The sequence below is a fragment of the Maricaulis sp. genome (assembly GCF_048270265.1).
Taxonomy (GTDB): Bacteria; Pseudomonadota; Alphaproteobacteria; order Caulobacterales; family Maricaulaceae; genus Maricaulis.
In genome coordinates this window covers 62349-88065 of sequence record NZ_JBLWTD010000012.1, presented here as the reverse complement: position 1 = coordinate 88065, position 25717 = coordinate 62349, and the positions used below count along the sequence as shown (strand labels likewise).

Genomic DNA, 25717 nt, shown 5'->3' with positions numbered 1-25717 from the left:
AAATGCGCGTAGCGGTCCAGATGGACCCGATCCAGACCGTCGATATCGATGGCGATACCAGTTTTGCCCTGATGGAAGAGGCGCAGGCCCGCGGGGCCTCGCTCTGGGTCTATCAGCCTGAACACCTGTCCTGGTGCGAGGGCCGGATCACGGCGCGGGCCCGGCCGGTGACCGTGCGGCATGTGCGCGGCGATCACGCCACGCTCGGTGACGAGGTCGAGCTCGACCTGGCCGAGGATATCGATGTCATCCTGATGCGTCAGGATCCGCCCTTCGACATGGCGTATCAGACGGCCGCCCATATCCTTGAAATGCTCAAGGGCCGCACCCTGGTGCTCAACGACCCGGCCTGGGTGCGTTCGAGCCCGGAAAAGATCGTGCCGCTGCTGTTTCCCGATCTGGTGCCGCCGACCCTGATCAGCCGCGATGCAAAAGCGATCGAGGCCTTCCGCGACAAATACCGGGACATCATCATCAAGCCGCTCTACGGCAATGGCGGTGCCGGTGTGTTCCGGCTCAAGCCCGGCGACGGCAATTTCAAGGCCCTGCTGGAGATGTTCTTCGAGAGCAATCGCGAGCCCGTCGTCACCCAGGCCTTCCTGCCGGCTGTGGAGCAGGGCGACAAGCGCGTCATCCTGATCGATGGCGAGGCGGTCGGCGCGATCAATCGCGTGCCCCAGAAGGGCGAAACCCGTTCCAACATGCATGTCGGCGGCAAGGCCGAGGCCTCCAATCTCGATGCCGATGATCTGCGCATCTGCGCCGCCATCGGGCCAATGCTCAAGGAGCGTGGCCTGGTGCTGGTCGGGATCGATGTCATTGGCGGACGGCTGACGGAGATCAATGTCACCTCCCCGACCGGCGTGCAGGAGCTGAAACGCTTCTCCGGGGTCGATTCCTGCGCCCTGTTCTGGGATGCGGCAGCGCGTCGACTCGCATCACAGGGCTGACACACGCTTGACTTGCAGGCGTTGTGGTTTCATTCTGCGTTCCTGCTTTGGACGTGGTTTGTTCTCATGCCTGTGGAAAACTCAATACTCGTAACCGTTTAGCGCAATGCCTGCCTTCGGGGCCGGCGTGAAGGCGGGATGCTATCCGGCTTTCAGTCGCCGATTGACCCCGAAACGGCACAAATCGAAGGGGTCGGCGCCATGGCTGCTCGCACCACATCGGTCGCTTTTGAGGGCGCAGAGGCGCGCATTGTCGATGTGCAGGTCCAGGTCGCGGGCGGGTCGCAACCGATTTTCTCGATTGTCGGGCTGGGCGACAAGGCGGTGACCGAAAGCCGTGAACGGGTCCGCGCCGCCTTTGCCGCGCTGGGGCTGTCGATGCCCTCGCAGCGCCTGATCGTTAATCTCGCGCCGGCTGACCGGCCCAAGGAGGGCTCGCATTTCGACCTGCCGATCGCGCTGAGCGTCCTCGCCGAGCTGGGCGTGGTGCCGCGTGATGTGGTCGAGGAAAATCTCGCTTTCGGCGAACTCGGCGTTGACGCCTCGATCGCCTCCGCACCCGGTGCCCTGCCCGCCGCTGTGGCGGCCCAGGCGGCAGGCCTGTCGCTGATCTGTCCCGAGGCCTGCGGGCCGGAAGCGGCCTGGGCCGGCGGCGATCTGCCGATCCTCGCACCGGCGACGTTGATCCAGCTGATCAATCACTTCAAGGGCACCCAGGTGCTCTCGCGCCCGGCGCCGGGCGAGCTGGTCGAGAGCACCACCATCCCCGATCTCAACCAGGTCAAGGGCCAGGAGAGCGCCAAGCGGGCGCTCGAGATCGCTGCCGCCGGCCACCACAATCTTTTGATGGTCGGCCCGCCCGGTTCCGGCAAGTCGATGATGGCCGAACGGCTTCCCGGCCTCCTGCCGCCACTCTCGGCGGCGGAATTGCTCGATGTCTCGATGATCCATTCTGTCGCCGGCCTGCTGGAGCGCGGCTGTCTCCGGCGCGATCGCCCCTTTCGCGCCCCCCACCATTCCGCCTCGATGGCGGCGATGGTCGGTGGGGGCACCAAGGCCCGGCCGGGTGAGGCGTCGCTGGCGCATCATGGTGTGCTCTTCCTTGATGAATTGCCGGAATTCCATCCGCAGGTCCTCGACAGCCTGCGCCAACCACTCGAGGCCGGGCGGATCACCGTCGCGCGGGCCAATGCGCATATCTCCTATCCGGCCCGCTTCCAGCTCGTCGCGGCGATGAATCCCTGCCGCTGCGGCGGTGGTGGCCAGGATGGCGCCGCCTGCCGCCGTGGCCCGCGCTGTGCCAGCGAATACCAGGCGCGGATTTCCGGCCCCATGCTCGACCGCATCGACCTGCAGATCCAGGTCCCGCCCGTCACACCCGCCGATCTCGCCCTGCCCACCCCGGCCGAGGGCACGGCGGAGGCCGCAGAGCGCGTTGCTGCGGCACGAGCGGTGCAGGCCGAGCGCGGCTGCCTCAATGCCCACCTGCCGCCCGACATACTGGAACACGCCGCCGCGCCAGACCGCGCCGGTGAGGCCCTGCTGAACCAGGCCGCCCAGCAACACAGCCTTACGGCGCGCAGCTATCACCGCGTCCTGCGCGTCGCCCGCACCATCGCCGATCTCGATGGCAGCGATGCCGTGCGCCGGGTGCATATCGCCGAAGCCCTGTCCTGCCGCCGGGGTCTGGCGCAGGCGGCGGCACCGGCACCTGCAGGCACCCGGGTGAGAGGTCTGGCGTGATGCGGGCGACCGGCCTGTCTGCTCGCCACAAACCCCCATCCCGTGACGACAGATCGTTAACCTCATCCCGCTAGCTTTCCCCCTGTCATGACACGCGAAACGCCGCCCGACAGCCGGGCCGGCCCCGAAGCGTCCAAGCCGGGGGCGGACGACGAGACTTTTGCGACTGCGCCCGGGCTGGACGCGGCGGAATTTCTCATATCTGCACTCGATGCCACCGGCGAGCTGATCCTGGTACGCGGCCGCGGCGGGCGTGTGGTTCACGTCAATACGGCCTTCATCGACGCCTTTGGCGGGGTGCGCAATGACTGGGTCGGGCGCTGGTTCTCGGTCGCGCCGCCGGTGACCACGGATGATCCGCGCCGCTACGAAATGCTGATGCGCACCCGCCGCGGCCCGCTCTGGATCGAATGGGATGAGCGGCTTCTGCCCGAGGGACGCGGGGTGATCTCGGTCGGGCGCGATGTCAGTTCGCGTCGTGAGGCCCATGATGATCTGGAGGCTTCGCAGCGCGCCAAATCCCTGTTCTTTGCCGCAGTTACCCATGAAATGCGCACGCCACTGGCCGGTGCACTGGGCATTGCGCGCCTGCTGGAGGCGACGCCCCTGCGCCCGGACCAGGCCGATTATGTCCGCACCCTGGCTCATTCCGCCGAGCATGCCCTGGCGATGGTGGATGATATTCTCGACCTGTCGCGCCTTGAGGCCGGCAAGCTGACCTTGCGGCCCGAGCCCGTCGATATCGCTGCCCTGGTCGGCGAGACCGTCGAGCTTGCTGCGCCGCGGGCCCATGAGAAGGGGCTGGAGATCGGCATCGTCCAGTCTGCCGCCGCGCCGGCACGCATCGAGGGCGACCCGGCCCGCCTGCGCCAGATCCTGTTCAACCTGATCGGCAATGCGGTCAAATTCACGCGCGAGGGCGGTATTCGCGTCGAGATCGGCTGCGCCCCCGCCGGTGACGGCCGGCCCCGCCTCTCGCTCTCGGTCAGCGATACCGGACCGGGGATTTCCGAGCGCGACCAGCAGAACCTGTTTGAACATTTCGAACGCGGTGCGGCCGAACGCGAAGGGGCCGAGGGCGGCGCCGGACTGGGGCTGGCCATGGTGCGCCGTCTGGCCGAGGCGATGAACTCATCGATGGGCGTGGAAAGCCGGCTGGGCGCCGGGGCGAAATTCTGGGTGATTTTCGATTTGCCGGTACTGGCAGGCGGGGTCGGCACACCGCTGGCCGGCCGCGAGCTGGCGGTCGCCAGCGCCGACCCGACCCTGCGCGGGACCCTGGCCGACCAGCTGCGTGAACTCGGCGGCGATGTGGTGGCGATCGACCGCATTGAAAGTCTCACAGCGGCTTCCGGGCGCGAATTGCTGCTCGACCATGCCTGGTCCGGCCATGCCCCGGCAGCAGGCGCGCGCCATGTCTGGCAATTGGTCACGCCGGCCGGCAAGGATGATGTCATCCAGGCCCGGCCCGCCGGTGTCGATGGCTGGCTGGTCAAGCCGGTGCGGCTCACCAGCCTGGTGGAACAGATTACCGGCGCGGTTCCGGCCCGCCGTCCGGCGGCGGCCCCGCAGGCTGACCCGGATCTGCCAGCCCTCGACGGCCTGCAGGTGCTGGTCGCCGAGGATGACCCGGTCAATGCCCTGATCGCCCGCCGCACGCTGGAAAGGCTCGGCGCGCATGTGACGATGGTGGACACCGGCCCGGCCGCCCTGCGTGCCCTCGAGGAGGGGCGTTTCGACGCCGCCCTGCTCGACCAGCGCATGCCCGGCATGAATGGTCCGGAAGTGGCGCGGATGGCGCGAATGAGCGGCCATGACCTGCCGCTGGTCGCCCTGACCGCCAACAGCAGCGAGGATGACCGGATCAATTGCCTCAAGGCCGGGATGAATGACTTCCTGTCCAAACCCGTCGACCCCGATCTCCTCGCCGACACCCTCGCGCGCTTGTGCGCCGCCGGGAAGCAGGCCAGCATGGCGCGAAATACGCCAATGGGCTGAGGAGTTTCAGACACATGACGCAGGCCGACATCGACCGGAAGAAATCCTGGCGCCAGGCGATTGCGGTCTATGGCCGCCCCATCATGCTGGCCATGCTGATCCTCGGCTTCGCCTCCGGCCTGCCCTTGATGATGGTCTTCTCCAAACTGTCCTACTGGCTGCGTGATGTCGGGATTGAACGCTCCACCATCGGCTTCTTCTACTGGATCACCATCTCCTACACGCTCAAACCGCTCTGGGCGCCGATGGTTGACCGCCTCTCCATCCCCTTCCTGACGACAGCGCTGGGCAAGCGCCGCTCCTGGATGATGGTGGCGATTCTGGGCACGATGGTTGGCCTGATCATCATCGCTTTCTCCGACCCGTCGCAGGGCCTGTGGCTGACCCTGGCGGGCGCTTTCATCCTCTCCTATTCCGGCGCCACGCTGGATATTTCCATCGATGCCTGGCGCATTGAATCGGGGCCGCGCGAGGAGCAGGCCAATATGGCCGCCGCCTATGTGCTCGGCTATCGCGGTGCCATCTTCTTCTCCGGCTTCGGCCTGGCGCTCTCCTCCTGGACCAACTGGACCGTCTCCTTCTCCGCCATGGCGCTGACAATGGGGATTTGCGGCCTGCTGGTGCTGGTGATGAAGGAACCGGCCCATGCCGTGCGCCTGCAATCGGTGGGCAGTTTCGGGCAACGCGTCGCTGAAGCGATCATCGAACCCTTCAAGCAATTCGCCACCCGTCTGGGCGTGTGGATCGTGCCGGTCTTCCTGCTGGTCGCCTTCTACCGCCTGAGCGATTTCACCATGGGTGTCATGGCCAGCCCGCTCTATTCCGATATCGGTTTCGACCGCGCCATTGTCGGCGGCATCCAGAGCGGCCCTGGCCTGATCGCCACCATCGCCGGCGGTTTTCTCGGCGGTCTGATTGCCTATAAATTCGGCGTGCTGCGCGCGATGTTCATCGGCGCCTTCATCACCTTCGCCACCAATGGCGCCTATGCCTGGCTCGCGGCCACCGGCACACCCGAAAGTATTGGCCTGCTCGGCCTGGTGATCAGCGGCGACAATATCGCCGCCGGCTTCGTCGGCACCGTCTTCATCGCCTATCTCTCCTCGCTGACCGACCCGATCAACGCCGCCACCCAATACGCCCTCCTGTCCTCGCTCTACGCCCTGATCAACAAATTCGTCGCCGGCTTCTCCGGCGTCATGGCGGATGCGCTGGGTTATGTGAACTTCTTCCTGCTGACGGCCGGGTATGCCCTGCCGGCGGCGGCGCTGGTGATGTTCATCATGATAAAGGGCTCGCCGGCGGCGAAGGGGCTCGTGCGCTATAACGGTGAAGAGGATGGAGCGGTCTAGTTCTCTCATTCCACGAGACTCCGCACCAAAATCTCCACGCGGCTCGCCGCTGGAGGTTTGAGGGTTCCTCCCAGGATTGGGAGGGTGCGGGACGCCGGCGAATGCCGGTAACCGGTAATTTTATTAGCGTGACATTCGAGACGTCCCGCACGTGCAGATTTCCCGGGCTGTCTCCACCCCGTTTCCAATCCAGAAAGGTACTCAGGTCGGTCGTTTAGTGCCATCGGACCTTAATGGACGCCCTGCCAGTGCTCGGGATGTCACCCCTCTGCCCGGACAGGCTGCACGCTCCCGACCGCCGCGAATGACTGAGCTCGTGCCTCCCGTGCGACCGGAACGAGGGGATTATGCGCCAGGCCCACGGGGGTGGGGATAAGTTTGATGATTTAACGTCATCCCGACGAAAGTCGGGACCTCGATAGACCGGGCTCCGCACTTGTCACGTCGAGGTCCTGACTTGCGTCAGGATGAGGTGGGATAATTGGCAGAGGGCGGGGATAAGGACCCGAAACCTGGCACCCGCTATCCAAATCGACCTTCCCCCGGAGGAGCGCAGCGAATTCCGGGAGAAGGGCGGTGCTGCTGATCGCAAGAGGAAACTACTCCCCCATCCCCTCAACCTCATGCTTTTCCGGATCATAGGCCGCCAGCGCTGCCAGCGTGGTGATCTCGCTCACGGATGCGCCGAGGCGGGCGATCTGGACCGGGTGTTCGAAGCCGAGCAGCATCGGGCCGATCACGGTGGCGCCGCCGCCGACGCGCAGGAGTTTGGTGGCGATCGAGGCGGTGTGGATGGCGGGCATCACCAGGACATTGGCGGGGCCGGACAGGCGCGAGAAGGGGTAGAGAAAGCGGTGGGCCGGGTCGAGCGCGACATCGACATTCATCTCGCCCTCGTATTCGAAGTCGACGCCGCGCCGGTCGAGAATATCGACCGCGGCCTGGAGTTTCTGCGAGCGCTCGCCGGCCGGATTGCCGAAGGTGGAATAGGACAGGAAGGCCACGCGCGGGGTGTAGCCGAAGCCCTTGGCCGAGGCGGCGGCCTCGGTGGCGATATCGGCGAGGGCCTCGCTGTCGGGGAATTCGGTGACATTGGTGTCGGCGATGAACAGGGTGCGGCTCTTGGCCAGGGTGATCGACATGCCGATCACGCGCTGTCCCGGCGCCGCATCGAGCACGAGTTTCACATCGCGCAGGGCGGCGTCATAGCTGCGGGTCGTGCCGGTGACGATGCCGTCGGCATCGCCCATCTTGACCATGCAGGCGGAGAAGACATTGCGGTCATTATTGACCAGACGCTGCACGTCACGGCGCAGATAGCCCTGGCGCTGCAGGCGCTTGTAGAGGAAATCGGCATAGTCGGAATTGTGTTCCGACAGGGCGGCATTGACGATTTCGATCGAGTCTTCAGGCACGCCGACCAGGCGCATATTGGCGCGGGTGATATCCTCGCGCCCGACCAGGATCGCCTTGCCAAGCTCCTGGTTCTGGAAGGCATAGGCGGCGCGGATCACGGCCGGTTCCTCGCCCTCGGCGAAGACGATACGGCGGCCCTGGCCCATCACCGCGCCCTGGATGCGCTGCAGCAGGGCGGCGGTCGGGTCGAGGCGGCGGGCCAGCGAGTGGCGATAGGCGGCCATGTCCGGGATCGGCTTGCGTGCGACGCCGGAATCCATCGCCGCCTGGGCGACATAGGGCGGCACATAGGAGATCAGGCGCGGATCGAAGGGCGAGGGGATGATATAGCCGCGGCCGAATTTCGGGCGGGCGCCATGATAGGCGGCGGCGACCTCGTCGGGCACGTCTTCCTTCGCCAGGGCGGCGATGGCGTGCGCCGCGGCGATCTTCATCTCTTCATTGATGGTGCGGGCGCGCACATCCAGCGCACCGCGGAAGATATAGGGGAAGCCGAGGACATTATTGACCTGGTTGGGATAGTCGGAGCGGCCGGTGGCGATGATGGCATCGGAGCGCACGGCCTCGACTTCTTCCGGGGTGATTTCCGGGTCGGGATTGGCCATGGCGAAAATGATCGGATTGTCCGCCATGGACTTGACCATCTCGCCGGTCAGCGCGCCGGCAATCGAAAGACCCAGCACGCAATCGGCACCGTCCAGCGCTTCGGCGAGCGTGCGCTTGTCGGTCTCGACCGCATGGGCGGCCTTCCACTGGTTGAGATCGGTGCGGCCCTTGTGGATGATGCCCTTGCTGTCGCACAGCACGGCGTTGTCGGCATCGACGCCCATCGCCTTGAGCAGTTCGAGCACGGCAATGCCCGCCGCGCCGGCGCCATTGACCACGACCTTGAGGTCGGCCATGCGGCGGCCGGTGATCTCGCAGGCATTGATGATGCCGGCGGCCGAGATGATGGCGGTGCCGTGCTGGTCGTCATGGAAGACCGGGATATCGAGCAGTTCGCGCAGGCGCTGTTCGATGATGAAGCTTTCCGGCGCCTTGATGTCTTCCAGATTGATGCCGCCGAATGTATTGCCGAAACGGCGCACGCACTCGACGAAGGCCTCGCCATCCTCTTCCTCGACCTCGATATCGATCGCGTCGATATCGGCGAAGCGCTTGAACAGGACGGCCTTGCCCTCCATCACCGGCTTCGAGGCCATGGCGCCGAGATTGCCGAGGCCGAGAATGGCGGTGCCATTGGTGATGACGGCGACCATGTTGCCCTTGGAGGTGTAGTCGTAGACCTTGTCCGGATCGGCGGCGATGGCCTTGACGGGCGCGGCAACACCGGGGCTGTAGGCGAGGGAAAGGTCGCGCTGGGTGGCCATCGGCTTGGTCGGTGCGAGGGCCAGTTTGCCCGGCGTCGGCTCGCGGTGGAAGGCCAGGGCTTCCTCGTCATCAACCTTGCTGATTCTGTCGCTCATCACTGCCATCCTTGCCCGCGCGGAATTTTCCCATAGAACTAGGCCTCTAGCCGCTTCGCCCCCTTGCACGCAAGGCGAAACCTCGTCACGGACCCGCCTCGATGAATGCGATGACACAAATGCCGGTTCCGGCCGACCGGCAATTTCCCGACCCGGAAGGCGCCACGCCGATGATGGCGCAATACCTCGCCCTGCGCGCCCAGGCGCCCGGCGATGCGCTGCTGTTTTACCGCATGGGCGACTTCTACGAGCTCTTCTTCGACGATGCCGTGCGCGCATCTGCCGCGCTCGATATCGCCCTGACCAAGCGCGGCGAACACCAGGGCGAGCCGATCCAGATGTGCGGTGTTCCCGCGGCTGCATCCGAGGCCTATCTCGCCCGCCTTATCAAGGCCGGGTTCAAGGTTGCCGTCGGCGAACAGACCGAAGACCCCAAGGCCGCCAAGGCGCGCGGTTCCAAATCCGTCGTCAATCGGGCGATCCGCCGGGTCGTCACGCCGGGCACGCTGACCGAGGACACGCTGCTCGATCCGCGCAGCTCCAACCGCATCGCGGCGCTGGCGCGTCTGGCGAGCGGCGAGAGCGCGATTGCCTGGGCCGAGGTCTCCACGGGCGAGTTTGCGGTGATGGCCGTTGCGCCTGAGAATATCGCCGCCGAGCTCGCCGCCATGAGCCCGGCCGAGCTGCTGGTCGAGGAGACGCGCTTCAAGGAGGGCGGCGAACTGGCGCCGCGCGCGACGGTCACCCCGCTCGCCCGCGCCAAGTTTGATGCGGCCTCGGCCGAGCGGCAATTGAAAGCGCATTTCGGGGTGCAGGAACTGACGGCCTATGGCGATTTCGCCCGCGCCGAACGGGCCGCGCTGGGCGCCCTGCTCGATTATCTTGCCTTGTCCCAGGCCGGCGCCCCGGCCAAGCTGGCGCCGCCGCGCCAGGTCGCCCAGGGCAGTGTGCTGGCGGTCGATCCGGCCACCCGCGCCAGCCTTGAAATCGAGCGCACGCTGAGCGGCCAGCGCAGCGGTTCCCTGCTCGATGCCATCGATCGTACCGTCACCGCACCGGGTGCGCGCTGCCTGGCGGAGCGTCTGGCGCGGCCGCTCACAGATGCGGCCCGGATCGAGCAGCGTCTCGATGCGATTGCCTTCTTCGAATCCGCGTCCGATCTGCGCCGCGAGACCCGCGAGCGGCTGAAATCGGCCGGCGATCCGGAACGCGCCCTGTCGCGCCTTCTGCTCGGCCGTGGCGGGCCGCGCGATCTCAAGGCGCTGTCGGCGGCTTTGGAAGAGGGCGAGGCGCTGGCCACCCGCATCGCCGCCGCCCCGCTCAGCGCCCCGCCGCCAATGATCGCCGCCAGCGTTGCCGCGCTCACCCTGGCCGACAAGCCGGAGCTGGCCGCCCTGATCGGTGATCTCGAGCGCGCCATTGTCGATGAACCGCCCCAGCTGGCCCGCGATGGCGGTTTCGTTGCGGCCGAATGGCGGCCCGAGCTCGACGAGGCGCGCAAGCTGCGTGATGCCTCGCGCCGCATCGTCGCCGGGCTGCAACAGACCTATGCCGAGGCGACCGGCGTTTCGGCCCTGAAGATCCGCCACAACAATGTGCTCGGCTATTTCGTCGAGGTGACGGCCAAGAATGGCGATGCGCTGATGGGGCGCGAGGATTTCATCCACCGCCAGACAATGGCGAATGTGGTGCGCTTCTCGACGGTCGAGCTGGCCGATCTGGAATCGCGCATTTCCAGCGCCGGCGAACGCGCCCTGGCGATGGAGATCGAGGTCTTCCAGGGGCTTTGCCAGCGCGTCGAGGCCCTGGCCGAGGCGATCCGCCAGGCGGCGCGCGCCCTGGCCGAGTTCGATGTCGCGGCCGGGCTCGCCGAATGGGCGGTCGAGACCGAGGCCTGCCGCCCGGTGGTCGAGGACAGTGCCGTCTTTGCCGTTGATGGCGGACGCCACCCGGTGGTCGAGCGGGCCCTGCAGCGCTCGGGCGAGGGCCGGTTCACGCCCAATGACTGCACGCTCGACGGCGCCGGGGCGGCCGGGGCGCGGCTGATGTTTGTCACCGGACCCAACATGGCCGGAAAATCAACCTATCTGCGCCAGAATGCACTGATCCTGATGCTGGCCCAGTCGGGATGTTACGTGCCGGCACGCTCGGCCCGGATCGGCATTGCCGACCGGCTCTATTCGCGTGTGGGTGCCGCCGATGACCTGGCGCGCGGCCGCTCGACCTTCATGGCCGAGATGATCGAGGCCTCGGCGATCCTCAACCAGGCGACGCCGCGCAGTTTCGTCATTCTCGACGAGATCGGCCGTGGCACTGCGACCTTTGACGGTCTGTCGATCGCCTGGGCGGCGGCGGAACATCTGCACGGCGTCAATCAGTGCCGGGCCCTGTTCGCCACCCATTATCACGAGCTGACGCGGCTGGCCGATGATCTCGAGGCGGCCGGCAATTGTTCGCTCAAGGCGCGCGAATGGAAGGGCGAGCTGGTCTTCCTGCACGAGGTCGGCCCCGGCGCGGCCGACCGGTCCTACGGCATCGAGGTTGCGCGCCGTGCCGGTCTGCCAGCGGTCGCGATCCGGCGGGCGAAGACGATCCTGTCGCGGCTGGAATCGGAAGGCGCTCCGGCGGCGGCGCTGGCCGATCTGCCGCTGTTCGCCGTCTCGGAACCGGTTGTCGAAGCACAGGAATCCGCCGTCGAACTGCGCCTTTGCGATATCGAACCGGATGGGCTGGCACCGCGCGAGGCGCTGGAAATCCTGTACGAGCTCAAGGCGATGCTGAAGAATGAGTAACGTGGCACCAGCCGGTGCATTAGGTTGAGACCCAGATGACCCATCCTGCGCTCCCCGCTTCGCTGAATGCCCTGACGCTGCGTGCGCAGCTTGCGGCGGCCATCGCCATCGCCGTTGAGGGCTGGGGCTCGCAGACGGCGCGCGCGACCGCGCTGGCCCATGTTCGCGCGGCGCTGGAACGTTTCCGCGGGCAGGCGGTCGATTGCCTGTCGAAGAGCGGCGGCGGCGCGCTGGCGGCCCAGGCGCTGTGCGACGGGATGAGTGTCAGCCTGCATGCCCTGTTCGATTCCATGGCGGCGGGCGATCCGGAGGGTGCGCGCGGGGTGACACTCTGCGCCCTGGGCGGTTTCGGGGCGGGCGAGCTGGCGCCTTTTTCAGATGTCGACCTGTTGCTGATCAAGCCCGATGATGGCGATGCCGCCACCGATGCCTTCCTGGAGCGCGTGCTCTACGCCCTGTGGGATATCAAGATCGATGTTGGCGGCGGTGCCTGCCGCACGATCGACGAGACCCTGGAAATCACGCGGGAAAACGCTTCCGAGCGGACCGCGCTGCTGAGTCTGCGCTTTCTGGCCGGCGATGAGGCACGGGCGACTGAACTGGCCAGCCGGTTCCGCGAGGAAGTGGTCGCCGGCGACAAGACCGGCTTCGTCGAGGCCAAGCTGCGCGAGCGCGATGCGCGGATCGAGAAGGCCGGGCGCTCGCGCTATACGGTCGAGCCGAATATCAAGTCGGGCAAGGGGGCGCTGCGCGATCTGCAGCTGATGCGCTGGCTGGCGCAATTTCTCTATGGCGCCGATGCCTTCGAACGCTGGGTCGGCAGCCGGCTGCTCTCCGTCGATGATGTGGTGAAATACGTCGCCGCCGATGATTTTCTCTGGACGATCCGCTTTCACCTTCATGACCTGGCCGGCGGCAAGGATGAGCGGCTGACCTTCGACCTGCAGCCGGAAATCGCGGCGCGGATGGGGTTTGAGGATGGCGAGGATGAAAGCGCGGTCGAGCGTTTCATGCGCGCCTATTTCCGGGCGGCGATGGATGTCGGGGCGCTGACGCGTCTGGTGTGCGCCAAGCTGGAGGCCGATGCCTGGAAGTCGAAACCGCGCGGACTGGCGCGCTTCCTGCCGGGGCACGACCCCGAGGAAGATCCCGATCTGGGCAAGTTTGTCCTGCGTGACGGCCGCCTCGACTTCGCCAATCCGACCCAGATCGCCGATGACCCGGTCTGCCTGATCCGCTTCTTCCATGTCGCGGCCTCGCGGCGTCTCGACCTGCATCCCGAAGCCGTGGCCCGGATCGGCCGCACGCTGCACCATGTCGACGAGACCTTCCGCAAGGATCCGCGCGCGGCGCGGGCCTTTTTCGCGGTGCTGCTGGATTCGCCGGCGCCGATGCCGGTGCTGCGCCTGATGACCGAGGCGGGCCTGCTCGGCCGCTATATCCCCGAATATGGCGACATCGTCGCGCGCACCCAGTTCAACATGTATCATCACTATACTGTCGATGAGCACACGCTTCAGGCGCTGGGTATCCTGCGGGAAATCGAGGATGGCCTGCATCCGCTCGATCACCCGCTGACGACGCGTCTGATGCCCCTGATCAAGCAGAGACGGGCCCTGCACCTCGCCGTGCTGTTGCACGATACCGGCAAGGGCGCGGGCGATCAGTGTATCGAGGGCGCCATCCGCGCCCGCACCGCCTGCACCCGTCTCGGGCTGGACGAGACCGAGACCGAACTGGTCGCCTGGCTGATCCAGACCCATTTGCTGCTGAGCGATACGGCGCAGCGGCGCGATCTCAGCGATCCGCAGACCGTGGCCGATTTCGCCGCCGCGGTCGGCTCGGTGGAGCGCCTGCGTCTGCTGACGGTACTCACCGTGGTTGATATCCGCGCGGTCGGGCCGGGTGTGTGGAATGGCTGGAAAGGCCAGCTGATCCGCGATCTCTACTCGGCGACCGAGCAGGTGCTCGAAAGCGAGGGCGGTGGCCTGGAACGGGCCCGCGACACCCTGGCCGAGCGCGCCCGGATATCACGCGACCGGGCGATCCCGCGCCTGGGTCGGGTCAATCCGGAATTTGCACAATGGTGGGCCGCCGAGCTCAATGATGCCTATTGGGTCGCCTTTTCCGAGGAAGACCGGTTCCGCCACGCCGCCTTTGCGCGCCATGTGTACGAGACAGGCCGGGCCTCGGCCGCGGCGGTCCGTGTCGACCGGCGGCGGGCGGCAACGGAAGTGATGATCTGGTCACCCGATCGCGAGCGCGTCTTCGCCGATATTGTCGCAGCCCTGGCCGATATGGGCGCCGATGTTGTTGGTGCAACGATCAATACGACGCGCTCGGGAAATGTATTCGACGTGTTCTATATCCAGGACGCGGCCGGTCAGCCCTATGGCCATCATGACACGCCCCAGCGCGACGCCCTGGTGGCCTATCTGCGTGTCGTGGCGACGGGCGAATTCCCGGCGCGCCGGCGGCGAGCGATCCCGATCAAGCACCGCGATGTCGCCTTCCAGGTGACGCCGCATGTCAGCATTTCCAACGAGCTGGCCGAACATGCCACGGTGATCGAGGCCTCGGGCCGTGACCGGCCGAGCCTGCTCGCCGATCTGGCGGATGTGATCGCGGACGAGAATCTGTCGCTCACCTCGGCCCAGATTGATGGTTATGGCGAACGCGCAACAGATGTGTTCTACGTCACGCATCTGGGCCACAAGCTGGAGGACGCCGCTGTGACAGAACGATTGCATGCGGGGCTGATGGCCGTGTTGAGCGAGAGTGAAACCGCTCTCGACGAGAAGGCCGCCGAGCGCGGCATCGCGCGCGCCCGCGCCAGTGTTCTGAGGTAGTCCATGCGTCTGTTGCGGTCGTCTGCCATCGTGGGCCTGTTCACGTCCGCGAGCCGGGTTCTCGGACTGGTCCGGGAAATGCTGCTGGCGGCGGCGCTCGGGGCCGGGGCCACGACAGACGTGTTCCTGACAGCCTTCCAGTTTCCCAACCTGTTCCGGCGGATTTTCGCCGAGGGTGCGTTCAACTCCGCCTTTGTGCCGCTGTATGCCGGCAAGCTGGAGGGCGACGGGCCGACCGAGGCCCAGCTGTTTGCCCGCCAGGTCCTGTCGCTGCTCTTCACCGCCATGTTTGTCTTCGTCATCGTGGCGCAGCTCGCCATGCCCTGGCTGATGTATCTGCTCGGTCCGGGCTTTGTCGAAGACCCGCAAACCTTTGAGCTCGCGGTCCTGCTGACGCAGATCACCATGCCCTATCTGCTGATGATGTCGCTCTCGGCGATGCTGAGTGGCATCCTCAATTCCCACGGCAAGTTTGCGGCCGCCGCCGCCGCGCCCGTCCTGCTCAACCTGACCCTGATCGGCATCATGCTGTTCTCCGGCGCCGGCGGTGAGGAAATGGCGCTCTATCTGTGCGTGGGCATCACACTGTCCGGCGTGTTGCAGACGGCCTGGCTGTGGTTTTCGGCGCGGCAGCTCGGCGTGCGGCTGAGCCTGCAATTGCCAAGGCTGACGCCGGATACGCGGCGCCTGATCGTGCTCGGGGTTCCCGGCGCGGTGGCGGCGGGGGTCACCCAGATCAATATTCTCGTCACCTCCTCCATTGCGACCCTCGAGGAGGGCGCGCGCTCCTGGCTGTATTATGCGGATCGCCTGTATCAATTCCCGCTCGGCGTGGTCGGTATTGCAATGGGTGTGGTGCTGCTGCCCACACTGTCCGGCCGCCTGCGCTCCGGCGACGTCACCGGCGCGGCCAATGTGATGAATCGCGGCCTCGAGGTCTCGATGGCGCTGACCCTGCCGGCTGCTGCCGCGCTGGCGGTTATCCCGCATTTCATCGTCACGGCGCTCTATCAGAACGGTGCCTTTACCGCCGACGCGGCCGACAAGGTCTCGATGGCCGTGATTGCCTTTGCGGCCGGCTTGCCGGCCTTCGTGCTGATCAAGGTGCTCTCGCCGGGATTCTTTGCCCGCCAGGACACGATGACGCCGATGCGGTTTGCCGCGGTTTCCGTGGCGGTCAATCTCGTGCTCGGCCTGATCCTGTTCTTCGGGCCGCTGAACTTTCTCGGCCTCGCGATCGCGACCACGGTGGCGGGCTGGGTCAATGCCATCCTTTTGGCACTCACCCTGCGCAAGCGCGGCCTGTTGCAGCCCGACGCCCGCCTGCTGAACCGGTTTCCGCGCATCGTCGGCGCCGTGATCCTGATGTCGGCCTTTCTGGCGCTGGCGAACCGGCATACTGCCTGGATCACGGCCCATACCTTTGACCTGCCGCTGCTGGCGCTGGCGCTCGTCTGCGGCGCGGGCGCCGGCGTCTTCGGGATCGCGGCGATCCTGACAGGGGCCCTGCGGGTCTCCGAGCTGCGTGACGCACTCAAGCGGCCTTGAGCGCCGTCGCCGCGCTCGCTAAGACCACCTCTCCCTTTCACCTCCTTCCACCCGAGGCACACCATGAGTGACACTCCGAGCGACTATAACGGCCCTCAGCGCATCTTTTCCGGCATGCAGCCGACCGGCCAGCTGCATCTGGGCAATTATCTCGGGGCGCTCAAGAACTGGGTCTCCCTGCAGGATGAGGGCAGCTGGGAGTGTTTCTATTGCGTGGTCGACATGCACGCGATCACCATGCCGCACGATCCCGCGGCCCTGCCCGGTGCGGTGCGTGGGGCTGCCGCGGCCTATCTCGCGGCCGGGGTCGATCCGGCCAAGAGCGCCGTTTTCGCGCAGTCGGCTGTGCCGGAACATGCCGAGCTGGCCTGGATCCTCAATTGTGTCGCGCGCATGGGCTGGCTCGAGCGCATGACCCAGTTCAAGGACAAGGCCGGCAAGGACAAGGAGCGCGCCTCGGTGGGGCTGTTCACCTATCCGGTGCTGATGGCGGCCGATATCCTGGTCTACAAGGCCACCCACGTGCCGGTCGGTGACGATCAGAAACAGCATCTCGAATTGTGCCGCGATGTCGCCGCTCGCTTCAACCGGGACTATTGCGACGGCAAGACGGTCTTCCCGATCACCGAGCCGGTGATCCAGGGGCCGGGCGCGCGCATCATGAGCCTGCGCGATGGTCTGTCGAAAATGTCCAAATCCGACGTCTCCGACAATTCGCGCATCAATCTGCACGATGATGCCGACACGATCGCCCGCAAGATCCGCAAGGCCAAGACCGATCCCGAGCCCCTGCCCGACACGCTCGAGGCCCTGGATGCGCGGCCGGAAGCGAGCAATCTGGTCGGGATCTACGCCGCGCTCTCCGGGCGCACCAAGGCCGATGTGCTGGCGGAATACGCCGGCCAGGGTTTCGGCGTGTTCAAGCCGGCCCTGGTTGATGTCGCCGTCCAGCATCTCGCACCGATCTCGGACGAGTTCCGCCGCCTGGTGGCCGACCGGGCCGAGATCGACCGCATCCTCACCGACGGGGCCGAGCGGGCACGCGCCGTGGCGGCGCCGGTGCTCAAGGAAGCCAAGCAGATCATCGGCTATTGGAGCTGATGCATCTGCCGGGACAGAAGGCCGCACTGACACGGCCTCTGTTTCAGGCCTAACTGCATCGAGTTTTCCGGAGACGCACCATGTTGAGATTATCCCTTGTCGCGGCCCTGGCCGGCCTGCTTGCCGCCTGCGGCGTGCAGGAAGATGCCGCGCCCGCGATGGATCATGATGGCGGTCATGACATGTCCGGCCATGCGATGAATGACGCGGCGGCTCCGGATGTGCCGGCGCCCCTGCCCGATGACGGCGTCGTGCCGGTGATCGCGGTCAGTGGCAGCTGGATGCGGCCGCACCCGCAGGGCCGCGATGTGACGGCTGCCTATTTCACCGCCCGCCTGGCGGACGGAGCGGCGGATCGCCTGCTGGCGGCACGGATCGACGGGGCTGAGCGCGTCGAGCTGCACGGGCACACCATGGATCCGGAAACCGGCATGATGCAGATGCGGCCGATCGGTCCCCAGGACATCCTGACGGGCGGCTCTCTCAATTTTGCTCCGGGCGGCCATCATCTGATGGTGTTCGGCCTCGCTCCGGTCGTCGAAGGCGCGAGCGTTGACGGTGTGCTGGTGTTTGAGCGTGCCGGCGAGGTGCCGGTGCAATTCGCGGTGCGCTCGACGGCGCCGGATCCGGCAACCGCCACCGAATAGCGGTTCAGCCGGTTTCGGACGGGGCCTTGTCGGGCGCGGTCAGGGGCGCGGCGAGCGCATAGCGGTCCGGGTCATAGGGTTTCGGTGCGCGCGGCCAGAACAGGCGCATCAGCCAGCCGCCGGCAAATACCCCCGCGAGCAGGAACAGGCCGGCCGCGTTTTCCTGCCAGAGGAAGAGCCAGGCAAAACCGGCCAGGCAGACAGCGCCGGTTATGCCGCCGAGCGCAAACATGGCCAGCATGAATCCCGGTTTCGGACCTTCGACAAAGCGGATTGAGTCGCGCCATGGGGTGAGCGCCTGGTGCAGCGCGATCAGCAGGGCGCGAAAAGTGTCGGCCCGCAATTCCCAGGCGCGCGGCCGCACCCAGCTCATCGAGCCGAACACGATTTCACGGCCGGCATCGTCGGTGACATGGCAGACAACCTGGCTCGACGGGCCCGCCATCTCGACATTGAGCCGGAGAGTACGGATGGTGGCAAAGGGCATCGATACCAGGATTTCACCGCTCTCATTCTCCTGAATGAGCGCCTCGGGACCCAGCCCTGTCTTGCGCAGGCCGCTTGTGCCGCTGCGCCGGTCTTGATGCTGAACCATAATCTCTCTCAGATCCCGGAAAACCAAATACTGGACGAGTCCGGTTGAACTCGCCAAACTCCGCCGCAATGTCAAATCGCACCCGAAAATTCCTCACCATCGCCGACGAAAGTCCAGAGTGCCGCAAGGCGCTCTACTTTGCTGCGCGCCGGGCCCATACGCTCGGTGCCAAGGTCGCTATTCTCGCGGCCTATCAGACCGGCGATTTCAATCACTGGATCGGCGTGGCCGAGACCGCCAAGCGCGAGGCCGAGGTTGCGGCCGAGGCTTTGCTGGAATCGCTGGCCGAGGACGCCGAGGCCGTCACCGGCGAGCGTCCGGAGCTGATCCTGCGCCAAGGCGAATGCCGCGCTGTCCTGGCGCAGGTGCTCGAGGAGGATCCGCTGATTTCCTTCCTCGTGCTGGGTGCATCGGTTTCGAGTGAGGGCCCCGGCCCGCTGGTGACCTCGCTGGCGCGTGGCAAGGGCCTGTTCAGTGGCCGCGCCGTGCCGGTGACAGTCGTGCCCGGCGATATGGAGAATTCGGAAATCGACGCCCTGTCCTGATAACCCTGCCGATGAAAGGGTTGAACCGGACCGGATTCAGCGCCAATTGAGGGGCAAGGAGATGCCCGATGTTCATCCAGACCGAATCCACACCCAATCCCAATACGCTCAAATTCCTGCCCGGCCGCGAAATCTCGCCGGACGGACCGCATGAATTCGAGAATGCCGATGCCGCCGAAGCCTCTCCGCTCGCAGCTGATCTCTTCCTGATCCAGGGTGTGACCGGCGTCTTCCTCGGCGAGGATTTTATCGCCATCACCAAGGAAGCCGCAGTCGAGTGGGACCATGTGAAACCCTTCCTGCTCGGCGCAATCATGGACGGGCTGCAATCGGGACGTCCGATCCTGGGCGATGCCGAGACCGAGAGTGGCCATGCGGCCTATGCCGGCGATGATGACGAGATCGTCAAGGAAATCATCGATCTGATCGATACACGTGTGCGTCCGGCCGTGGCCCAGGATGGCGGCGATATCCTGTTCCATTCCTTTATTGCCGAGAGCGGCACGGTGCGGCTGAAAATGCGCGGCGCCTGTTCCGGCTGTCCGTCCTCGACGATGACGCTGAAGGCCGGGATCGAAAACCTGCTCAAGCACTACATTCCGGAGATCCAGTCCGTTGAGGCTGTTGCCTGACGGACTGCGTCCGGGGCGAAGCAAGTCTTTTTCCAAAATGGCATATTAAAGTCGGCTCACCGTCTGTTTATGTCTGCCACAACATCAATTCACGCTGCGGAGACGACACATGTCAGGCGAAGTGACCAGCAAACCCACGAAGAATTCCGTCATTGATGAAGCGGCGATCGCGCAGCTTTTCCTTGATGCCCGCACCTATAATGATTTCGAGCCGACCCCGATTGCAGAAGAAACGCTGAAGCGTTTGTACGACATCACGAAAATGGGCCCGACCAGCGCCAACAACTCGCCGGCCCGCTTTGTGTTTGTCCAGTCTCCCGAGGCCAAGGCGCGCCTGAAACCGTTTCTCAGCGAAGGCAATGTCGAGAAGACGATGAAGGCCCCGGTGACGGTGATTTTCGCCTGGGACGAGAAATACTACGACAAGATTCCCCAACTCATGCCGCACAATCCCGGGGCACGCGAATGGTTTACCGGACCGGGTGCCGAGCTCAATGGCCGCCGCAATTCGGTGCTGCAGGCCGGGTATTTCCTGCTGGCGGCGCGTGCGCTGGGGCTGGATACCGGTCCGATGACGGGCTTTGACGCCGCCGGTGTCGACGCCGAGTTCTTCGCCGGCAAGCCGGGTACGGAAAACTGGAAGTCCGACATCCTGTTCAATCTCGGGGTCGGCACCACCCGGAACCTGTTCCCGCGGCTGCCGCGTCTGAGCTTCGACGAAGCGGCGCAAATCATCTAGACCGCAGACATGGCATTACTGGTGATCGACACGACCGGATCCGATTGCTCCGTGGCGCTGCGCGTCACGGGGCAGGCGGATCTGTGCCGCAGCGACGCCATCGGCCGCGGTCATGCCGAGCATCTGGCGCCCATGGTTGCCGGAATGCTGGAACAGGCCGGCCTCCATCCCTCACAGATTTCGCGCATCGGCGTCACGACCGGCCCGGGCAGCTTTGCCGGCAGCCGCGTCGGTGTTGCCTTTGCCCGCGGTCTGGCCCTGGCCAGTGGCGCCGAGGCGGTCGGGATCGGCAATCTGGCCGTCCTGGCGCAAGGCGCGGCGGTCTCCGGTCCGCTGGCGGTCCTGCATGATGCCAAGCGCGGCGATATTGTCCTGCAGGTCTGGGATGGCGGCACGGCCGATGCGCCCGAATTGCTGACCCTTGATGCTGTGGCCGGTCGCATTCTCCAGCTCGCCGGTTCCTGCGGGCATCTGGCCGGAAGCGGCGCGTCCCTGGTTGAGCTGGACGGTTTTGCGGATCTTGCGATGACGGCCATCAGCCTGCCGGCCCTGCTCGATCTGGCCGAGGGTGTGGATGCGGCAAGCGCGCCGCCCGTGCCTTTCTATGCGCGGCCCCCCGACGCCAAACTGCCCGGCGGTGTGCAGCCGTGAGTGCCTTGCGCATCGAGCGCACCGGCCCGGACTCGGCGGGGCGGATGTCGGACGTCCACGCCGTCTGCTTTCAACCCTTCTGGTCCGCCGGCGAGATCGCCGCGATGATGCAGATGCCGACCACGCTTGGCCTGCTGGCGCGCAAGGGCGATGCGGTGGTCGGGATGGCGCTTTGCCGGATTGCCGCTGACGAGGCCGAATTGCTCACTATCGGTGTCGTGCCGGAGCAGCGCGGCCAGGGTGTCGGCGAGCAGATCCTGGCCCGCGGCGAGACCGAGGCGGCTTCGCGCGGGGCCGGCCGGATGTTTCTTGAGGTTTCCACCCTCAACGCGGCCGGCAAATCATTGTATCTCAAGAGCGGTTATGCCCAGATCGGTTGCCGCCGTGGCTATTATGGCGATGGCAGCGACGCGCTGGTCCTCGAAAAAACGCTCTTCGGCGATGGACAGGGCAGCGGTTCCAAGCTTATCACTCCACTCAGCGAATAGGGGAATTCACATGCCGGACCGGATCGAGAAGCTTTGCGTCGACAAGGGCCTGCGGATGACCGATCAACGCCGGGTGATTGCCCGCGTTCTGTCCGATTCCGATGATCATCCCGATGCCGAGGAACTCCACCGCCGCGCTGTCGCGGAAGACCCGCGCATTTCGCTGGCCACCGTCTATCGCACCGTGCGCCTGTTCGAGGATGCCGGCATTATCGAACGCCATGATTTCCGCGATGGCCGCTCGCGCTATGAGGAAGTCGGCGAGGATCATCACGACCATCTGATCGATCTCAAATCGGGCGAAGTGATCGAATTCGTCAATGAGGAAATCGAACGGCTGCAGGAAGCCGTCGCGCGCAAGCTGGGCTACAAGCTTGTCGATCACCGTATGGAGTTATACGGCGTACCGCTGAAAAGCGCCGGGGAATAGGCGCCCCGATCGAGGAGCGGTCATGACCGCACGCGCACCCGGCAAACACGCCTTTGTCTTCATTTTCATCACCGTGCTGATCGACATGATCGGTTTCGGCATCATCATTCCGGTGATGCCGCAGCTGATCATGCAGCTGACTGGCCAGTCTGTCGAAACCGCTGCGGTGATGGGCGGTTTGCTGATGGGCACTTTCGCCTTCACGCAATTCATCTTCGCCCCGATCATTGGCGGGTTGAGCGACCGATATGGCCGCCGCGGCATCCTGCTGTTCGCCATGCTCGGTTTCACGCTCGACTATCTGATCATGGGCACGGCGACGACCTTTGCCGTCCTGTTCGTCGGCCGCCTGCTGTCGGGCGTGTTCGGGGCGACCTATACGACGGCCAATGCCTATATCGCCGACATCACCGACGCCAAGGATCGCGCCGGCCGTTTCGGGATGATGGGCGCGGCTTTCGGTCTCGGCTTCATTCTCGGCCCGGTGATCGGCGGCCTGCTCGGCGATGTCGATCCGCGCTATCCCTTCTTTGCCGCCGCGGCCCTGGCCGGGGCCAATTTCATCTATGGCTATTTCATCCTGCCCGAGACGCTGAGCGCGGAAAACCGGCGGCCCTTCAACATCCGCCGCGCCAATCCGTTCGGCTCGCTGATCCAGATGCACAAATATCCGGTCGTGTTTGCCATGCTGGCGGCAGCCTTTCTCTTTTTCCTGGGGCATGCCTCCTTCCCGGCGCTCTGGACCTATTTCTCGACCCTGCGCTTCGACTGGACGCCACGCGATATCGGCCTGTCGCTGATGGCGGTCGGACTGGCCTCGGCCATTGTGCAGGGTGGCCTGACCCGCATCATCGTGGCGAAGATCGGCGAGTGGAAATCCTATGCGATCGGTTTCTCGATCGCCGCGCTGGCCTATATCGGCTACGGCCTGGTCAGCGAAGTCTGGGCCTTTTACGTCATCATGGCCTTCGGATCCCTGTCGGGGATTGGCGGCCCGGCGATGCAATCGATCTGCTCGCGTCTCGTGCCGGCCAACAGCCAGGGTGAATTGCAGGGCGCGATGTCGAGCCTGCAGAGCCTGTCCATGGTGATCGGGCCGCTCACCCTGCCGCTGGTGTTTCGCTATTTCACCACCGATGACGCACCGGTCTATTTGCCCGGCGCCGCCTTCCTGCTGGCCGCGGTCCTGACGGTTCTGGCACTGATTGTCGGCCTGTCCTCGCGCAGCAAAGACACCACAACCCTCAAGAATGCAGTGCCTGCCGAGGCGGAGTGAGGCGGCAGGCCTTGCCTTGAGGGCGAGTTTCGCCCATAACCCGCGGCTTCCCCGGCATGGACCGGGACGGAAACAAGTCGACCGGTCGCGGTTGCCCCAGAGTGACGATGAGCTCGACGCGTAAACGCCTTTATATCAAGACCTATGGTTGCCAGATGAATGTCTATGATTCCGAGAGGATGAAGGACGTTCTGACGCCGCTTGGCTATGAGACCTCGGATCAGGCCGAAGGCTCCGATCTGGTCATCATCAATACCTGTCATATCCGCGAGAAGGCGGCGGAAAAACTGTATTCCGACCTCGGTCGCCTGCGCCCCTTCAAGGAGGCGAAGGCCGAGAGCGGCGGCATGACGATCGCCGTCGCCGGCTGTGTCGCCCAGGCCGAGGGTGCCGAGATCATGCGCCGCGCCCCGACGGTCGATCTCGTGGTCGGACCGCAGAGCTATCACAAGCTTCCCGAGCTGATCGCCCGCGCCCATCGCGCCCGCGGCGAGGCGCTCGACACGGAATTCGAGGTCGAGGACAAGTTCGACCTGCTGCCGGCCAAACGTCATGTCGAGGGCTATTCCGCCTTCGTGACGGTGCAGGAAGGTTGCGACAAGTTCTGCACCTTCTGCGTCGTGCCCTATACGCGCGGCGCCGAATGGTCGCGTCCGGTTGACCAGCTGGTCGACGAGATCCGCCGCCTGGCCGCCCAGGGCGTGCGCGAGATCACCTTGCTGGGCCAGAACGTCAATGCCTATCACGGCGCGCCGCCAGCCGGCCGCGAGGCCGACGGGCCGTGGGGTCTGGGCCAGTTGCTGCGCCACCTCGCCCTGATCGGCGGGATCGAGCGTATCCGCTATCTGACCAGCCATCCGCGCGATATGGATGAGACGCTGATCGCCGCCCATCGCGATGAGCCCCGGATCATGCCTTATCTGCACCTGCCGATTCAAAGCGGCTCGGACCGGATCCTGAAGGCGATGAACCGCCAGCACACCTATGCCGAATACGCCGAGATGATCGCCCGCATGCGTGAGGTGCGGCCCGATATCGCGATTTCCGGTGATTTCATTGTTGGTTTCCCCGGTGAAACCGATGCCGATTTCGAGGAGACGATGAATTGCGTCCGTGAAATCGGTTATGCCAGCGCCTTCTCGTTCAAGTATTCGCGCCGTCCCGGAACGCCGGGCGCGGCCATGCCGAACCAGATCGACGAAATCGTGAAGACGGAGCGGCTGCACGCGCTCCAGGCCCTGCTCGATGAGCAACAGACCGGTTTCAACCGCTCCCAGATCGGCCGCACCCTGCCGGTGCTGTTCGAGAAAGCCGGACGGATTGCCGGGCAGCTGCACGGCCGCAGCCCCTATCTCCAGTCGGTGCATGTCGATGGCCCGGCCGAATTGATCGGGCGCATCGGTATGGTCAGGATCGAGGACGCGTCGAGGAACTCCCTGTCAGGTCAGCTGGTGGGTGCGGAGCAAGACGTCGCGTGAAGCCGCCCAAATCCCCCTCGAAAACCCGCGCCGCCAAGCCACGCCGTGAAGTCTCCGAAGGCCTGCATTTCGATGATGTCGAACGGCTGCGCGCCATGGTCGGTGCCGGTGACCGCTTCCTGATCCTGATCGAGGAAGAGCTCGGCGTGCGTCTGAGCGCGCCCGGCGGCGGCCAGATCGTGATCGCGGCCGGCGACCCGCAGGCGCGTGACGATGCCAAACGCGTGCTCAAGGGGCTCTATGCCAGCCTCGCCCACGGCCTGACCTGCGACGAGGCGACGGTTCGCGCCGCCCTGCGCATGCTCGATGGCGGCGATGCTCCGGTCCAGCCCGATGATGGCGTCATCCGCGTGCCGCGCGGCGCCAGCCTGATCGCCCGCACCGAGGGCCAGCGCGCCTATGTCCGCGCGCTGAAAAATGAAAAGGCCTATGACCTGATCTTCGGTGTCGGCCCAGCCGGTACCGGCAAGACCCTGCTGGCCGTGGCCTATGGCGCCTCCATGCTGGTGCAGCGCAAGTTCGAGAAACTCATCATCACCCGCCCGGCCGTCGAGGCCGGCGAGAAGCTCGGCTTCCTGCCCGGCGATCTCAATGAGAAGGTCGACCCGTATCTTCTGCCTGTGTGGGATGCGCTGGCCGATACGCTGGGGCGCGCCGAGCTGGAACGCATGCGCGCCGATGGCCGTATCGAGGTCGCACCGATCGCCTTCATGCGCGGGCGCACGCTCAACCGTGCCTTTGTCATTGTTGACGAGGCCCAGAACACGTCCCGCGCCCAGATGCAGATGGTGCTGACCCGGCTTGGCGAGGGCTCGCGCATGGCGGTCACCGGCGATCCGAGCCAGTGTGACCTGCTGCCGCGCGATCCGTCCGGCCTGCCGCATGCGCTGGAAATTCTCGCCGAGACCAAGGGTGTGGCGGCGATCCGCTTTACCCGGGACGATGTTGTGCGCCATGACCTCGTGGCCCGCATTGTCGCGGCCTATGAAGACGATCTGAACAAGCGAGGCGGAGCCTGAGC

General features: G+C 65.5%; 20 protein-coding genes. 18 read left to right on the top strand and 2 right to left on the bottom strand.

Annotation, left to right across the window (positions count from 1 at the left end; all coding sequences use genetic code 11):
- The first annotated feature begins 2 nt into the window (after positions 1-2).
- The 4 genes from gshB to ACN0YF_RS08550 all read left to right on the top strand — a co-directional run bounded on the left by gshB (position 3) and on the right by ACN0YF_RS08550 (position 6043).
- Positions 3-950, top strand: coding sequence for a glutathione synthase (gene gshB / locus ACN0YF_RS08565; protein WP_417494064.1), 948 nt, complete (start codon positions 3-5; stop codon positions 948-950).
- 201 nt (positions 951-1151) lie between these two features.
- Positions 1152-2693, top strand: a complete 1542-nt coding sequence (locus ACN0YF_RS08560; RefSeq protein WP_417494057.1) for a YifB family Mg chelatase-like AAA ATPase — start codon at positions 1152-1154, stop codon at positions 2691-2693.
- Positions 2694-2780: 87 nt separating this feature from the next.
- Positions 2781-4691, top strand: a complete 1911-nt coding sequence (locus ACN0YF_RS08555; protein ID WP_417494056.1) for a response regulator — start codon at positions 2781-2783, stop codon at positions 4689-4691.
- Between the two features lie 14 nt (positions 4692-4705).
- Complete coding sequence (locus ACN0YF_RS08550) at positions 4706-6043, top strand: AmpG family muropeptide MFS transporter (protein ID WP_417494055.1); 1338 nt, start codon at positions 4706-4708, stop codon at positions 6041-6043.
- A gap of 599 nt (positions 6044-6642) precedes the next feature.
- Here ACN0YF_RS08550 and ACN0YF_RS08545 read toward each other — a convergent pair.
- Positions 6643-8925, bottom strand: coding sequence for an NADP-dependent malic enzyme (locus tag ACN0YF_RS08545; RefSeq protein WP_417481296.1), 2283 nt, complete (start codon positions 8923-8925; stop codon positions 6643-6645).
- Positions 8926-9026: 101 nt separating this feature from the next.
- On the opposite strand from ACN0YF_RS08545, the gene mutS reads away from it, so the two are divergent.
- The 5 genes from mutS (at position 9027) to ACN0YF_RS08520 (ending at position 17862) form a co-directional block, all read left to right on the top strand.
- A complete protein-coding gene (mutS, locus tag ACN0YF_RS08540; protein ID WP_417494054.1) occupies positions 9027-11717 on the top strand; it encodes a DNA mismatch repair protein MutS in 2691 nt (896 codons plus the stop codon).
- Positions 11718-11752: 35 nt separating this feature from the next.
- Positions 11753-14566 (top strand): [protein-PII] uridylyltransferase, encoded by a 2814-nt coding sequence (gene glnD, locus ACN0YF_RS08535; protein WP_417494053.1) that lies wholly within the window; start codon positions 11753-11755, stop codon positions 14564-14566.
- 3 nt (positions 14567-14569) lie between these two features.
- Positions 14570-16114, top strand: coding sequence for a murein biosynthesis integral membrane protein MurJ (gene murJ, locus ACN0YF_RS08530; protein ID WP_417481299.1), 1545 nt, complete (start codon positions 14570-14572; stop codon positions 16112-16114).
- A gap of 63 nt (positions 16115-16177) precedes the next feature.
- Positions 16178-17215, top strand: coding sequence for a tryptophan--tRNA ligase (gene trpS, locus ACN0YF_RS08525; RefSeq protein WP_417494052.1), 1038 nt, complete (start codon positions 16178-16180; stop codon positions 17213-17215).
- 80 nt (positions 17216-17295) lie between these two features.
- Positions 17296-17862 (top strand): copper chaperone PCu(A)C, encoded by a 567-nt coding sequence (locus tag ACN0YF_RS08520; protein WP_417494051.1) that lies wholly within the window; start codon positions 17296-17298, stop codon positions 17860-17862.
- A gap of 4 nt (positions 17863-17866) precedes the next feature.
- On the opposite strand, the gene ACN0YF_RS08515 is transcribed toward ACN0YF_RS08520, so the two are convergent.
- Positions 17867-18457 carry a hypothetical protein gene (locus tag ACN0YF_RS08515; protein WP_417494050.1) on the bottom strand — a complete coding sequence of 197 codons (591 nt, stop codon included), beginning with the start codon at positions 18455-18457 and terminating at the stop codon, positions 17867-17869.
- A gap of 68 nt (positions 18458-18525) precedes the next feature.
- Between ACN0YF_RS08515 and ACN0YF_RS08510 the strand changes: the two genes are divergently transcribed.
- The 9 genes from ACN0YF_RS08510 to ACN0YF_RS08470 all read left to right on the top strand — a co-directional run bounded on the left by ACN0YF_RS08510 (position 18526) and on the right by ACN0YF_RS08470 (position 25715).
- Complete coding sequence (locus ACN0YF_RS08510; protein ID WP_417481303.1) at positions 18526-19002, top strand: universal stress protein; 477 nt, start codon at positions 18526-18528, stop codon at positions 19000-19002.
- A 68-nt stretch (positions 19003-19070) separates the two neighbouring features.
- Positions 19071-19634 carry a NifU family protein gene (locus ACN0YF_RS08505; protein ID WP_417481304.1) on the top strand — a complete coding sequence of 188 codons (564 nt, stop codon included), beginning with the start codon at positions 19071-19073 and terminating at the stop codon, positions 19632-19634.
- A 109-nt stretch (positions 19635-19743) separates the two neighbouring features.
- Complete coding sequence (locus ACN0YF_RS08500; RefSeq protein ID WP_417494049.1) at positions 19744-20373, top strand: malonic semialdehyde reductase; 630 nt, start codon at positions 19744-19746, stop codon at positions 20371-20373.
- Between the two features lie 9 nt (positions 20374-20382).
- On the top strand, positions 20383-21024 hold the full coding sequence (gene tsaB, locus ACN0YF_RS08495; RefSeq protein WP_417494048.1) for a tRNA (adenosine(37)-N6)-threonylcarbamoyltransferase complex dimerization subunit type 1 TsaB: 642 nt from the start codon (positions 20383-20385) through the stop codon (positions 21022-21024).
- Positions 21021-21512 carry a GNAT family N-acetyltransferase gene (locus tag ACN0YF_RS08490; protein WP_417494047.1) on the top strand — a complete coding sequence of 164 codons (492 nt, stop codon included), beginning with the start codon at positions 21021-21023 and terminating at the stop codon, positions 21510-21512. The genes tsaB and ACN0YF_RS08490 overlap by 4 nt, the downstream gene beginning before the upstream one ends.
- A 10-nt stretch (positions 21513-21522) precedes the next feature.
- Positions 21523-21942, top strand: coding sequence for a Fur family transcriptional regulator (locus ACN0YF_RS08485; RefSeq protein ID WP_417481308.1), 420 nt, complete (start codon positions 21523-21525; stop codon positions 21940-21942).
- 22 nt (positions 21943-21964) lie between these two features.
- Positions 21965-23218, top strand: a complete 1254-nt coding sequence (locus ACN0YF_RS08480; protein WP_417481309.1) for a TCR/Tet family MFS transporter — start codon at positions 21965-21967, stop codon at positions 23216-23218.
- Between the two features lie 107 nt (positions 23219-23325).
- On the top strand, positions 23326-24696 hold the full coding sequence (gene miaB / locus ACN0YF_RS08475; protein WP_417494046.1) for a tRNA (N6-isopentenyl adenosine(37)-C2)-methylthiotransferase MiaB: 1371 nt from the start codon (positions 23326-23328) through the stop codon (positions 24694-24696).
- 95 nt (positions 24697-24791) lie between these two features.
- Positions 24792-25715 carry a PhoH family protein gene (locus ACN0YF_RS08470; RefSeq protein ID WP_417481376.1) on the top strand — a complete coding sequence of 308 codons (924 nt, stop codon included), beginning with the start codon at positions 24792-24794 and terminating at the stop codon, positions 25713-25715.
- Positions 25716-25717: the final 2 nt, after the last annotated feature.